The organism is Arenimonas soli (assembly GCF_014643775.1).
In the GTDB taxonomy this organism is placed as follows: Bacteria; Pseudomonadota; Gammaproteobacteria; order Xanthomonadales; family Xanthomonadaceae; genus Arenimonas; species Arenimonas soli.
In genome coordinates this window covers 441605-453925 of the sequence record NZ_BMKC01000003.1, presented here as the reverse complement: position 1 = coordinate 453925, position 12321 = coordinate 441605, and the positions used below count along the sequence as shown (strand labels likewise).

Genomic DNA, 12321 nt, shown 5'->3' with positions numbered 1-12321 from the left:
AACGCCCTCATCAGGCCCGGCCGACTATACCCCCGGCCCGAGTAACGGCCGGTAACCCGACCGATAGTCCGGGTACGCCGGCTGCCAACCCGTGGCGCGCAGCGCCGCATTGCGTACGCGGCGGCCCTGGATGGGCCCTTCGGCGGGCGCCTCGACCGGCAATTGCCCTGCCGTTTCCCGCAGCCAGGCCAGTACTTCGGTGTCCAGCGCAGGCAGATCGTCGCTGCCCAGGTACAGCGGCGCGGGGGTTTCCAGGGCCAGCAGGTGGGCCAGGGCGCCGGCGGCGTCTTCAACGTGGATGCGGTTGCCCCAGCGCCGGCTGCCGGGATCGCCGGTCAGCGCGCGCCGTATCAGGGACGTGCGGCCCGGGCCGTACAGCCCGGACAAGCGGAGCGTGCTGGCGCCGGCGCGCCCATCGAGCAGGCGTTCAGCCTGGCGCAGCACCCGGCCATTGAAGGCCACCGGGCTGGCCGGCGTCCGTTCGTCCACCCACTCGCCGCGGTGTTGGGCGTATACGGCGGTTGAGGACACGAACAGGATGCGCGGCGCCTCGCAGGCCGCCATCAGCCGGGCCAGGCCGTCGACGTACAGCGCCCGGTAGGCCGTTTCGTCGCGCTGGTCGGGCGCGGCGCAGAACACCAGCGCCGCGGCCTGGCGCGGCAGGGCCGCCAGGCCCTGGCCGGATACCAGGTCCACCGCCATCGCGCGCACGCCGTCGGGCACCTGCCCGGGCAGGCGGCGACGCAGCGCCAGCACTTCGGTGCCCTCGCCGGCAAGCCGCGCGGCCAGGCGCCCGCCGACGTCGCCGGCGCCCGCCACCACCACCGGACCCGCCTGCCCGACACCCGCCATCACCGCTCCTTGCGCACCGGGCGACCCGCGGCCGCCACTGCGCCGGATGCTAGCATCGCGTCCCATGAACCCTGCGCCAAACCTCGTGCTCGTCGGCCCCATGGGCGCGGGCAAGACCTCGATCGGAAGGAAGCTGGCCGAACGGCTTGGACTGGTTTTCGTCGACTGCGACCACGCCCTCGAAGCACGCACGGGCGCCACCGTTCCGGTGATCTTCGAACTCGAGGGCGAACCAGGCTTTCGCGCACGCGAGGCGGCGCTTATCGCCGAGGTGATGCAGGGCAAGGACCAGGTCGTGGCCACCGGCGGCGGCGCGGTGCTCGACCCGGGCAATCGCCGCAGGCTGTGCGAACGCGGCTTCGTCGTCTACCTGCAGGCGAGCGTGCAGCAACAGCTCGAACGCCTGGCGCGTGATCGCAGCCGGCCGCTGCTCGCGGTGCCCGACCGGCGTGAACGGCTCGAGGCCCTGGCCGCGCAGCGCGGACCGATCTACGCCGGCATGGCCGACTTGCCCTTCAATGCCGACGGCCTGGCCGTGGCCACGGCGGCCGAACGTCTTTTCACCGAGGTGGGCAGCCAGTGGCGCCGCCCGGAGGCCGCATGAACACGCAGCATGAACTCGAGGTCGCGCTGGGGGACCGGCGTTACCCGATCCGCATCGGACGTGGCCTGCTCGACCAGCCCGGGGCACTGGCGGCCCTGGTCACCGGCCGGCACGCCCTGGTGCTGACCGACGTCAACGTCGCCCCGCACTACCTGGCCCCCGTTCAGGCGGCCCTGCGCGGCAAGCAGGTGCAAACCTGCGTGCTGCCGCCGGGCGAACAGGAAAAGACCCTGGCGCGCTTCGCCGAAGTGATGGCCGTGCTGGCCGGCATGGGCGCCAGCCGCGACACCACCGTGCTGGCCCTGGGCGGTGGCGTGGTCGGCGACCTGGCCGGGTTCGCCGCCGCCTGCTGGATGCGCGGCGTGCGTTTCGTGCAACTGCCGACCACCCTGCTGGCGATGGTGGACAGCGCGGTCGGCGGCAAGACCGCGGTAGACCTGCCGCAGGGCAAGAACCTGGTCGGCGCCTTCCACCAGCCGTCGGCGGTGCTGGCCGACGTGGCCACGCTCGACACCCTGCCCGACCGCGAACTGCGCGCCGGCCTGGCCGAAGTCGTGAAATACGGCGCGCTCGGCGATGCCGGCTTCTTCGCCTGGCTCGAAGACCAGGCCGAGGCCCTGCTGGCACGTGAGCCGGCGGCGCTGGCCGAAGCCATCGCCCGCTGCTGTGCGCACAAGGCGGCGATCGTGGCCCGTGACGAAACCGAACAGGGCGAGCGCATGCTGCTCAACCTGGGCCATACCTTCGGCCATGCGATCGAAACCGAACAGGGCTACGGCGGCCTGCTGCACGGCGAGGCCGTGGCCGTGGGCATGGTGCTGGCGGCGCGGCTGTCGGCCGAACTGGGCCGGGCGCCCTGGCCCGACGCCGCGCGCCTGGCGGCCCTGCTCGAACGCCTGGGCCTGCCGGTCGCCCTTCCGCCGGGACTGGCCCCGGACGCCCTGCTGGACCGCATGCGCCTGGACAAGAAGGCCGTGTCAGGCGCGCTGCGGCTGGTGCTGTGGCGGGGCATCGGCCAGGCCGAGGTGGTGGACGGCGTCACCGACGAGGCCATCCTGGCCGTGCTCGACGCCTGACCCGCGGCGCGTGGGAGCGGCTACAATTGCGGTCTTATGCGCCTGTTGCTACAGCAAAAACCCAATGCGGGCGAAGCGCCCAAGTTCGTGCAGCTGACCCTGCAGCAGGACTTGCTGGGCGGCTGGACCCTGCTGCGCGAAGCCGGCCAGATCGGCGGCAAGACGCAGCTCCGCCGCGAACAGTTCCTGGAACGCGATGCCGCCGTGTCGGCCTTCGAGAAGGCCCGCGATACGCAAGTGCGCAAGGGTTTCCAGGTGATGTTCGCCCAGGGTGCCCATGCGCCCAGGTAATGACGGGCGCCTGCGCGCCCCGCTGATGGATGATCCCGTGAGCCTCAAAAACGACCGTTTCCTGCGCGCGCTTCGATCCGAACCCGTTGACTGCACCCCGGTGTGGCTGATGCGCCAGGCCGGGCGCTACCTGCCCGAGTACCGTGCCACCCGCCAGCAGGCCGGTAGTTTCATGGGCCTGGCCACCAATCCCGAACTGGCCTGCGAAGTCACGCTGCAGCCGCTGCGGCGCTATGCGCTGGACGCGGCGATCCTGTTTTCGGACATCCTCACCGTGCCCGACGCCATGGGCCTGGGCCTGTACTTCGTCGAAGGCGAGGGCCCGAAGTTCAAGGACCCGGTGCGCAGCGAAGCCGACATCGCCAAGCTGGCCGTGCCCGACATGGGCAGCGAGCTGCGCTACGTGATGGACGCGGTGGCGCTGATCCGCCGCGAACTGGACGGCTCGGTGCCGCTGATCGGTTTTTCCGGCAGCCCCTGGACGCTGGCCTGCTACATGGTCGAAGGCGGCGGCAGCAAGGACTTCGCGCGCATCAAGTCGCTGGCGCTCAACAACCCGGCGGCGCTGCACCGGCTGTTGGAAGTCACCACCGATGCGGTCATCGCCTACCTGGCCGCCCAGCATGCAGCCGGTGCGCAGGCCCTGCAGGTGTTCGACACCTGGGGCGGCGTGATGGCGCCGCATCTTTACCGCGAATTTTCGCTGCGCTACCTGCAGCGCATCGCCGCCGAACTGCCGCGCGGCGAAGGCAAGTCGCGCGCGCCGCTGATCCTGTTCGGCAAGGGCAACGCGCCCTATCTTGAAGAACTGGCCGCCAGCGGCACCGAAGGACTGGGCGTGGACTGGACCGTGGGCCTGGGCGAAGCCCGCCGGCGGATCGGCAAGCAGGTGGCGCTGCAGGGCAACCTCGACCCGGCGACGCTTTACGCGTCGCCGGAGGTGATTCGCGCCGAAGCCGCGCGTGCGCTGGATGACTACGCCGCCGCCAATGGCGGTTCCCGCGAAGGCCATGTGTTCAACCTCGGCCACGGCATGTCCCCGGACATGGATCCCGAGCACGTGCGCGTGCTGGTGGACGCCGTGCACCAGCACAGCCGCCGCGGCTAGGCCACCGGCACCGGCGCTGCCGCCAACGCCTCGGCCAACATCGCACCGGTCACCGGCTTGCGCAGGAACCCGTCCATGCCGGCGGCCAGCGCCTGGCGCTCGGCCTCGCCGTCGGCACGCGCGGTCAGCGCCAGTAGCGGCAGCTTCTCGCCCCGCGAGCGAAGCAGGCGCGCCAGCTCGAATCCATCCAGGCCCGGCAGGTCGAGGTCCAGCAGGGCCAGGTCGAAGCGGCCGGCCGCCAGCGCGGCCATAGCCGCCAGGCCATGCGCGGCGTGCACCACCGCGTGCCCCTGCTGGCGCAGCAGGTCCTGCACCACCGCCGCCACCACCGGGTCGTCTTCCACCAGCAGGACCCGCCGGCCGGGCAGCACCAGCACCGGTGCCACATCCGCCGGTGCGGCCGCGGCCGCGGCCGGCAAGGGCAGCTCGACGCGGAAGCTGGCGCCGCGGCCCGGCTCGCTGCGCACCGAAATCGAGCCCCCCATCGCCGCCGCCAGTTCCTGGCTGATCGCCAGGCCCAGGCCGCTGCCGCCATAGCGGCTGCCGCTGGCCGCATCCGTGCCCTGTTCGAAGCGCCGGAACAGCCGCGCCTGCTGGTCGGCCGCCAGGCCCGGGCCGGTGTCGCGCACGAGGATCACCACGCCGACGGGATCGCGCCGGCTGCAGTGGATGACCAGTTCGCCTTGCTCGCAGAACTTGATGGCATTGCTGGCCAGGTTGAGCAGGATCTGGCGCACGCGGGTGGCGTCGCCGCGCAAGCCCGGCGGCACGTCGTCGTCGCAGTGCAGGTGGAAGGCCAGTCCCTTGGCCTCGGCCAGCGGCCGCAGCAGTCCGGCAAGTTCGTCGAGCAGGCGGCGCAGCGCGAAAGGCGCGGCGTCGAGCACCAGCTTGCCGGCCTCGATGCGCGCCAGGTCCAGGGTGTCGTTGACCAGCCGGAGCAGATGCCGGCCGGCACCCTGGATGGCGTCCACGCGCGCACGCTGCTCGGCGTCCAGGGCGCTGCCCTGCAGGAGTTCGGCCATGCCCAGCACGCCGGTCATCGGCGTGCGGATCTCATGGCCCAGCGCAGCCAGGAAGCGGGTCTTGGCCTCTGAATGCTGCTCCGCCAGCTGCTGGCGGGCGCGCGCAAGCCGCCAGGCTTCCCGGCGGCGCACGCGGGCGCGATGGACCAGGGCCAGCACCGACAGCGCCAGCATCAGGGCCACGCCAAAGCCTGCCAGCGCGCCGCGCGTGGCCCACCAGGGCGGGTCGACCAGCACGGTGAGGCGGCGTGCCTCGGACCATTCGCCGGGTGCCGCTGCCCCGCTGACGTGCAATACGTAGTTCCCGGGCGCCAGGCTCGGAAGAACACGGATGCCGTCCGCGCCCAGTTCGACCCAGCCCGGGTCGTGGCCTTCGAGCAGGAAGCGGAATCGCTGCGTGGACGGATCGCCGGTCGCCGCCAGCCGTACGCCCAGGCGCAGTTCGCGGTCGTCCGGGCGCAGGCGAACCAGCGCGCCGCTTGTCGGCAGGTTCAGCCGGGGGCCGCCCCGGAGCTGCGCCGTTTCGATCGCCGGCGCCGAGGGCGCGGCACCATGCAGTCCGCCAGCCGCCCCCGCCAGGCCCGGGATCCCTGCCCGGGCAAGGCCAGGCAGCCACAGCCCCGCCAGCAGGGCCACCGTGAGGGCCACGCAATGTTGCAGTGGTGAAGACGGCCGCATCGCCCCTCCGGGAGTGGATGCGGCCTAGACTAAACACCTGCCCGACGCACAGAGGTCCGAAAACGGATGAATCGAGTTCGGAAAACGCTGGTCTGTCTACTCCTGCTAAGCGGCGCCGCCCCCGCTGTCGCCGAGGTCGAGGCCTGGCGACTGGACCCGGTGCACACGCGCGTGCTGTTCCGGGTCGAACACGCGGGCTTCTCGCAGGCCCTGGGCATCTTCCCCGACGTACAGGGCGAGCTTTACTTCGACCCGGACGACTGGACCAGCGCCCGCCTGGCCGTCGACATCGAGCTGGCAAAGCTCGAGATCGGCGACACCAACTGGCGCGACAAACTGCTCTCGTCCACCTGGCTGCACGCGCAGGAGCAGCCCGTCGCGCGCTTCCGCTCCACCCGGGTCGAGGCCACCGGCACGGACCATGGCCGGGTTTTCGGGAAGCTCACGCTCAAGGGTGCAAGCCATGACGTGACGCTCGACGTGCGCCTGAACAAGCTGGCCCGCAACCCGCTCACCTTCAAGCGCACCGCCGGCTTCAGCGCCACCGCGGTGCTCGACCGCCGCGATTTCGGCATGGCGGAATGGCCCAACGTGGTTGGCCGGCAGGTGCAGCTCGAAATCCAGGCCGAAGCCGTGCGCCACACCCCGTCCCCCGACCAGGAGAACGACGATGCCGATCCGCAACACGACTGAACGCTGGGGCTGGGTAAGCATTTCCATCCACTGGCTGACCGTTCTGATGGTGCTTTCGCTGGTCGTGGTAGGCCTGGTGATGCAGGAGCTGGCCAATTCGCCCACCAAGATCGAGGTGTACGCGCTGCACAAGAGTTTCGGCCTGACCGTGTTTGCCCTGACCGTGCTGCGCCTGCTCTGGCGCCTGTTCGCAGGCACCCCGGCGGCGGCGGCCGGCGTGCCTCGCTGGCAGCAGCTCGCGGCGCAGGCTTCGCATGCCGCGCTTTACGTCATCCTGCTGGCGATGCCGCTCAGCGGCTGGCTGTACAACTCGGCCTCGGGCTTTCCGCTCAAGTGGTTCGGCCTGTTCGGCCTGCCCAAGCTCAGCGGCTACGACCCCGATGTGAAGGCCTTCGCCCTGGCCATGCACGAATGGCTGTTCATCGCGCTGGCGGTCATCGTCACGGTGCACGCGGCGGCGGCGCTCAAGCACCACTACTTCGACCGCGACGCCACCCTGTCGCGCATGTTGCCCGGCCTGCCCCCGCCCGACACCAAGGACACCTGATGAAGTTCCTGATCCTGCTGCTGGCCGCGCTGGCCGGCACCACCGCCAACGCCACCGACTACCGCGCCGGGGAAGACTCGACGCTGGGCTTCAAGGCCGTTTACATGGGCGACACCTTCGAGGGCCGCTTCGCGCGGTTCACGCCGGCCATCCGCTTCGACCCCGCCGACCTGGCCGGCAGCCGGTTCGACGTGCGCATCGACCTGGCCAGCGCCAGCACCGACAACCAGGAACGCGACGAAATGCTGGTGGGTCCGGACTTCTTCAACGCCGGTGCGCAGCCCGAGGCGCGTTACCAGGCCAGCCGGTTCACCGCGCTGGGTGGCAACCGGTTCCGGGCCGAGGGCACGCTGACGCTCAACGGCGACAGCCGGCCGGTGGTCCTGGACTTCACCTGGACGGCGGGCGCGCCCGCCGTGCTCGAAGGCCGGGCCACCCTGAAGCGGCTTGATTTCGGCGTCGGTGAAGGCGACTGGGCCGACACCGACCTGCTGCCCGACGAAGTCGAGGTGTTCACCCGCCTCGCGCTCCAGCCCGGCGGCTAGGCCAGGAAGGCGCGCAGGCGGTCCACGTCGAAGGGCCAGTCGAGCTCGGCGCCGCTGTCCTCGCGCCGAAGTACGGGGATGCGTTCCCCGTAGCGGGCCTGCAGGCCCAGGTCGTCGTCGATCCACAGCGGGTCGAAATCGGGCACGCCGGCGGCGGCCATCACGTCCCAGGCCTGGTCGCACAGGTGGCAGTCGTCGCGCTGGATGAGGGTGAGGGACGGGGGCATCAATTCGGAGCCGTACAGTCGCCCGACGGGCAAGGCGCATAGAATACGGCCTGCACGCGCCCCCCACCGAAACGGAACCCGACCCGACATGGCAGTCAGCGTCTTCGACCTCTTCAAGATCGGCATCGGCCCCTCGTCCTCGCACACGGTCGGGCCCATGCGCGCGGCTGCGCGCTTCACCAGCCATTGGCTGGAAGAAAAGGGCGTGCTCGAACGCACCGCGCGCGTGCGCGCCGAGGTCTTCGGCTCGCTGGCGCTGACCGGCCGCGGCCACGGCACCGACAAGGCGGTGCTGATGGGCCTGGAAGGGCACTGGCCCAACCAGATCGACCCCGACGTCATCCCGGCGGCACTCGAACGCATCCGCAAGCAAAAGAAGATCAACCTGCTGGGCAAACACGAGATCCGCTTCGACGAAAAGCAGGACCTGGTCCTGAACAAGCGCCAGAAGCTGCCCTTCCACACCAACGGCATGCGCTTCACCGCCTACGACGCCGACGGTGCCGAACTCGCCAGCCGCGACTACTACTCGGTGGGCGGCGGCTTCGTGGTCAATCCGGAAGAGGCCGCCGAAGACCGCATCGTCGCCGACACCACCGCGCTTGCGTACCCCTTCCACTCCGGCGATGAACTGCTGCGCCGCTGCGAGGAAAGTGGCCTGGGCATCGCCGCGCTGATGCTGGCCAACGAAACCGCCTGGCGCCCCGAGGCCGAGGTGCTGCAGGGCCTGCGCGAACTGTGGCAGGCCATGCAGGACTGCACGGCGCGCGGCATTCGCGAAAAGGGCACCCTGCCCGGCGGCCTGCACGTGGCCCGGCGCGCACCCAGCCTGCACGCCGAGCTGTCGTCCAAGCCCGAAGCCGGCATGCGCGACCCGCTGACCGTGCTCGACTGGGTGAACCTCTACGCCCTGGCCGTGAACGAAGAGAACGCCGCCGGCGGCCGGGTCGTCACCGCGCCCACCAACGGCGCCGCCGGCATCATCCCGGCCGTGCTGCACTACTACGATCGCTTCTGCCCCGGCTCGAACGAGAAGGGCATCTTCGATTTCCTGCTCACCGCCGCGGCGATCGGCATCCTGTACAAGGAAAACGCCTCCATATCGGGCGCCGAGGTTGGCTGCCAGGGCGAGGTCGGCGTGGCGTGCTCGATGGCCGCCGGTGGCTTGGTCGCGGCCCTGGGCGGCAGCCCGGGCCAGGTCGAGAACGCCGCGGAGATCGGCATGGAACACAACCTGGGCCTGACCTGCGACCCGATCGGCGGCCTGGTGCAGATTCCCTGCATCGAACGCAATGCCATGGGCGCCGTGAAGGCCATCAATGCCTCGCGCATGGCCCTGCGCGGCGACGGCAAGCACAAGGTGTCGCTGGACAAGGTCATCAAGACCATGCGCGACACCGGCCGCGACATGCAGGACAAGTACAAGGAAACCTCGCGCGGCGGCCTGGCGGTCAACGTCATCGAGTGCTGACGGTGCCTGAAAGCGGCCCCGCAAGGGGAGAGAGGTCACGAAAGTGGCAATGAACGCTTGCCCTGCCCATGCCCGGGGCGTAATAGTCGGTCCATGCCCGCCCCGGACCCCGCCGTGCCCTCCATGCGCCGTGTCCCGAAGCTGACCGCCCTGCTCGCGCTCTTGCTGCTGGCGGGCAATGTGCTGGCCCTGGACCCCGACAAGTCCTTCCACCACTACGTCCGCAACAACTGGAGCATCGAGGAAGGGCTGCCGCAGATCAGCGCCCTGGCCATCACCCAGGACCGCACCGGCTACCTGTGGGTGGGCACCCAGGCCGGCCTGGCCCGGTTCGATGGCATCCGCTTCCAGGCGTTCAATCCCGAAACCACCCCGGGCCTGCGCGGCATCTGGATCCACGACCTGCACGTCGATCCGGCCAACCGGATCTGGATCGCCACCTACCGGGGCCTGAGTGTCTACGAAGACGGCCAGTTCCGGGCGGTCCCCGTGGCCGGCGACGAACCCGGCCGCGCGCTCGACACCACCGACATCGAGGCCATGCCCTCCGGCGACCTGATGGTCGCCGCGCCCGATGGCGTCTATCGCGCCACCGGCAAGGAACTGGCGCTGCTGCACCCGCTGCCGCGCCCGGCCACCGCCCTGCTCGCGCGCGGCGCTGACCTGTGGGTCGGCAGCCGCGGCCGGGTTTACCGCATCTCCGAAGGGGACACCCAGCTGCTGCCGATGCCCGACGGCGACGACGACACCGTGGTGACCCAGCTGCTCGACGCCCACGGGCGGCTGTGGGCGGCGACCAGCAACGGCCTGTTCTTCCGGGAAGGCGACCAGTGGCTCCGCTACGAAGGCGACCCGCGCCTGGCCAACACCCCGATCGAATCGATGTACGAGGACCGCGACGGCAACCTGTGGATCGGCATGGTCGACGACCTGGCGCGGCTGCGCGCCGGCCGGGTCACCGAAGTGGTCCGCAACGACCCCATGGGCTCGGCCGTGCGCGCTATGTTCGAGGACCGCGAAGGCAACCTGTGGCTGGGGTCGCAGTGGGAGGGCATCACCCGGGTCTGGAATGGCTGGACCCGTCGCTACAGCAGCTTCGAGGGCCTGCAGGACCAGATCGTGTGGTCGGTGGCGCGTGGCCAGGAAGGCGAGCTGTGGGTCGGCACCAACAGCGGCCTGAGCGTGATGCAGGACGGCGACTTCCGGGAAGTGATCGCCGGTGCCGACCTGCCCCACCCCAACGCCTACACCCTGCTGCCCGAACGCGACGCCATCTGGATCGGCACCCGGCGCGGCGTCGCCGTGCTGCGCAACGGCGCGGACCTGGAGCTTCCGGCCGTGCTGGCGCCGATGCGCAGCGCCCAGGTCAACGGCATCCTGCGTGACCAGCGCGGTGCGCTGTGGTTTGCCAGCACCGCCGGCCTGTTCCGGCTGACCCGCGACGGCCTGACCGGTTTCGGCGCGGCCCAGGGCCTGCGCGACCCGCGTACCCGGGTGCTGCACGAAACCCGCGACGGCCGCCTGCTGGTGGGTACCCAGTCGGGCCTGTACGAGCTGCAGGGCAACAAGCTTGAACCGCTTGGCCTCGAGGCCGGCCTGCGCAGCGACCTGGACGTGACGGCCATCCACGAGTTGCCCGATGGACGCCTGGTCATCGGCGCCTTGTCCGAGGAAATCTTCCTGGAGCAGGATGGCCGCTGGCATGCGTTCGACGCCGGCCTGGGCATGCCGGTGAACTCGCCGTTCTTCATCACCCACGGCCAGGACGGTTACCTGTGGGTGGCCGGCATCCGCGGCGTGCACCGCGTGCTGCTGCAGGACATGACCGACGTCGCCGCCGGCAACCGCGAGGACGTGCGCGGCGAGATGCTGCTCAATGAACGCGGCGACCGTCGCGGGGGCCAGAAGGGCTTTTGCTGCAACGGCGCCGGCAACGCCAAGGGTTTCATCGAACGCGGCGAACTGTGGCTGCCCACCCGCGACGGCGTCGTCGCCATGGCCACCCGCGGCATCGTCAAGAACGCCACGGCGCCGCGCACGGTGATCGAGCGCATCCAGGTCGGCGGCGAGTGGCGCCCGGCCGACGCCAGCGCCGATTGGCAACTCGCGCCCAACCAGCGCGACCTGGCCTTCGAGTTCACCGTGCTCAGCCTGCAGGACCCCAAGAGCGTCGAACTGCGCTACCGGCTGGTCGGCTACGACGCCGACTGGCGCACGCTCGACGACCCGACCCGGCGCAACGTCAACTACACGAACCTGCCGCCCGGCGCCTACGTGTTCGAGGCCGAAGGGTCCAACAATGCCGACACCTGGAGCCCGGCACCGGCCCAGGTGGGCTTCCGGATCCAGCCCAAGTTCCACGAGACGCCGCTGTTCTACTGGCTGCTGGCGGGACTGGGCGCAAGCATCGTCTATGCCGGCTACCGGCGGCAGCTGGGCAAGCACCGCCGCCAGCGCGAGGCGCTGGAACTGCTGGTGAGCCAGCGCACCGAAGCACTGGAGGTGGCCAACCACCGCCTGGAGGAAGCCAGCCAGACCGATCCGCTCACCGGCCTGCGCAACCGGCGCTACCTGGCCAACCAGATCCCCGCCGACATCGCCTACTACGACCGCGAAACGGTGCGTCGCGGCTCGGCCGACGAAGTGATGGTCTTCGCGCTGATCGACATCGACCACTTCAAGGACGTCAACGACACCCACGGCCACCAGGCCGGCGACCGGGTGCTGCAGCAGGTGGCGCAGGTGCTGGGCCAGATGGTGCGCACCGGCGACTACATCGCGCGCTGGGGCGGCGAAGAGTTCCTCATCGTGTTCCGGCCCATGCCCAACCGGCACCTGCCGATGCTGGGCGACCGCATCTGCGCCTGCGTGTCCGAACACCGCTTCGACATCGGCGGCACCGAGCCCCTGCGCATCACCTGCTCGGTGGGCTTCATCGAATGTCCGCTGTTCCGCGACGCCCGCGGTGGCCTGGGCTGGGAACAGATGATCGAGATGGCCGACCGGGCCCTGTATTACGTCAAGGCACACGGCCGCAACGGCTGGGCTGCCTATCGTGCCCGTGAAGACACCGACCTGGCGCACCTGCAGGAAGCGCTGCGCGGCGACCCCGACGTCCTGCTCGAAGCCGGCCGGCTGGCCCTGCTGACTTCGGACAAGCTCACGCCGCCTCCGGGCGGCCCCGGCCACTAGTCCCGGGCGGGCAGC

At 70.5% G+C, this 12321-nt stretch carries 12 protein-coding genes; 9 read left to right on the top strand and 3 right to left on the bottom strand.

Going from position 1 to position 12321, the window contains the following annotated elements:
• Positions 1–24: 24 nt before the first annotated feature.
• Positions 25–852, bottom strand: coding sequence for an NAD-dependent epimerase/dehydratase family protein (locus tag IEX13_RS12745; RefSeq protein WP_188665014.1), 828 nt, complete (start codon positions 850–852; stop codon positions 25–27).
• A gap of 64 nt (positions 853–916) precedes the next feature.
• On the opposite strand from IEX13_RS12745, the gene IEX13_RS12740 reads away from it, so the two are divergent.
• The 4 genes from IEX13_RS12740 to hemE are packed head-to-tail and all read left to right on the top strand — an operon-like array spanning position 917 to position 3931.
• The gene (locus IEX13_RS12740) at positions 917–1456 is read left to right on the top strand and encodes a shikimate kinase (RefSeq protein WP_188665011.1); all 540 of its coding nucleotides are present in this window, start codon (positions 917–919) and stop codon (positions 1454–1456) included.
• Entirely contained in the window at positions 1453–2532 is a 1080-nt protein-coding gene (aroB, locus tag IEX13_RS12735) for a 3-dehydroquinate synthase (protein WP_188665007.1), read from the top strand. Before IEX13_RS12740 ends, aroB begins: the two co-directional genes overlap by 4 nt.
• Before the next feature lie 36 nt (positions 2533–2568).
• Entirely contained in the window at positions 2569–2823 is a 255-nt protein-coding gene (locus IEX13_RS12730) for a WGR domain-containing protein (protein ID WP_188665004.1), read from the top strand.
• Between the two features lie 25 nt (positions 2824–2848).
• Positions 2849–3931 carry a uroporphyrinogen decarboxylase gene (gene hemE / locus IEX13_RS12725; RefSeq protein WP_188665001.1) on the top strand — a complete coding sequence of 361 codons (1083 nt, stop codon included), beginning with the start codon at positions 2849–2851 and terminating at the stop codon, positions 3929–3931.
• Here the strand turns inward: hemE and IEX13_RS12720 are convergent.
• Positions 3928–5601, bottom strand: coding sequence for an ATP-binding protein (locus IEX13_RS12720; RefSeq protein ID WP_188664998.1), 1674 nt, complete (start codon positions 5599–5601; stop codon positions 3928–3930). The two genes, hemE and IEX13_RS12720, sit on opposite strands and share 4 nt — an antisense overlap.
• Before the next feature lie 96 nt (positions 5602–5697).
• Between IEX13_RS12720 and IEX13_RS12715 the strand changes: the two genes are divergently transcribed.
• The 3 genes from IEX13_RS12715 to IEX13_RS12705 are packed head-to-tail and all read left to right on the top strand — an operon-like array spanning position 5698 to position 7416.
• Positions 5698–6324 carry a YceI family protein gene (locus IEX13_RS12715; protein ID WP_188664995.1) on the top strand — a complete coding sequence of 209 codons (627 nt, stop codon included), beginning with the start codon at positions 5698–5700 and terminating at the stop codon, positions 6322–6324.
• On the top strand, positions 6302–6871 hold the full coding sequence (locus IEX13_RS12710) for a cytochrome b (protein ID WP_188664992.1): 570 nt from the start codon (positions 6302–6304) through the stop codon (positions 6869–6871). Before IEX13_RS12715 ends, IEX13_RS12710 begins: the two co-directional genes overlap by 23 nt.
• Positions 6871–7416: a YceI family protein gene (locus tag IEX13_RS12705; protein ID WP_188664989.1), complete on the top strand. Its 546-nt coding sequence runs from the start codon at positions 6871–6873 to the stop codon at positions 7414–7416. Before IEX13_RS12710 ends, IEX13_RS12705 begins: the two co-directional genes overlap by 1 nt.
• Here IEX13_RS12705 and IEX13_RS12700 read toward each other — a convergent pair.
• Positions 7413–7643, bottom strand: a complete 231-nt coding sequence (locus tag IEX13_RS12700) for a glutaredoxin family protein (protein ID WP_188664986.1) — start codon at positions 7641–7643, stop codon at positions 7413–7415. The two genes, IEX13_RS12705 and IEX13_RS12700, sit on opposite strands and share 4 nt — an antisense overlap.
• An 88-nt stretch (positions 7644–7731) precedes the next feature.
• On the opposite strand from IEX13_RS12700, the gene IEX13_RS12695 reads away from it, so the two are divergent.
• The gene (locus tag IEX13_RS12695) at positions 7732–9114 is read left to right on the top strand and encodes an L-serine ammonia-lyase (RefSeq protein ID WP_188664984.1); all 1383 of its coding nucleotides are present in this window, start codon (positions 7732–7734) and stop codon (positions 9112–9114) included.
• Between the two features lie 93 nt (positions 9115–9207).
• Positions 9208–12306, top strand: a complete 3099-nt coding sequence (locus IEX13_RS12690; protein ID WP_188664982.1) for a ligand-binding sensor domain-containing diguanylate cyclase — start codon at positions 9208–9210, stop codon at positions 12304–12306.
• The last annotated feature ends 15 nt before the right edge of the window (positions 12307–12321 follow it).

What these genes read in the sequence shown, in the direction of transcription:
- IEX13_RS12745 (WP_188665014.1), bottom strand. Translation starts at nt 852, where the DNA reads ATGGCGGGTGTCGGGCAGGCGGGTCCGGTGGTGGTGGCGGGCGCCGGC.
- IEX13_RS12740 (WP_188665011.1), top strand. Translation starts at nt 917, where the DNA reads ATGAACCCTGCGCCAAACCTCGTGCTCGTCGGCCCCATGGGCGCGGGC.
- aroB (WP_188665007.1), top strand. Translation starts at nt 1,453, where the DNA reads ATGAACACGCAGCATGAACTCGAGGTCGCGCTGGGGGACCGGCGTTAC.
- IEX13_RS12730 (WP_188665004.1), top strand. Translation starts at nt 2,569, where the DNA reads ATGCGCCTGTTGCTACAGCAAAAACCCAATGCGGGCGAAGCGCCCAAG.
- hemE (WP_188665001.1), top strand. Translation starts at nt 2,849, where the DNA reads ATGGATGATCCCGTGAGCCTCAAAAACGACCGTTTCCTGCGCGCGCTT.
- IEX13_RS12715 (WP_188664995.1), top strand. Translation starts at nt 5,698, where the DNA reads ATGAATCGAGTTCGGAAAACGCTGGTCTGTCTACTCCTGCTAAGCGGC.
- IEX13_RS12710 (WP_188664992.1), top strand. Translation starts at nt 6,302, where the DNA reads ATGCCGATCCGCAACACGACTGAACGCTGGGGCTGGGTAAGCATTTCC.
- IEX13_RS12705 (WP_188664989.1), top strand. Translation starts at nt 6,871, where the DNA reads ATGAAGTTCCTGATCCTGCTGCTGGCCGCGCTGGCCGGCACCACCGCC.
- IEX13_RS12700 (WP_188664986.1), bottom strand. Translation starts at nt 7,643, where the DNA reads ATGCCCCCGTCCCTCACCCTCATCCAGCGCGACGACTGCCACCTGTGC.
- IEX13_RS12695 (WP_188664984.1), top strand. Translation starts at nt 7,732, where the DNA reads ATGGCAGTCAGCGTCTTCGACCTCTTCAAGATCGGCATCGGCCCCTCG.
- IEX13_RS12690 (WP_188664982.1), top strand. Translation starts at nt 9,208, where the DNA reads ATGCCCGCCCCGGACCCCGCCGTGCCCTCCATGCGCCGTGTCCCGAAG.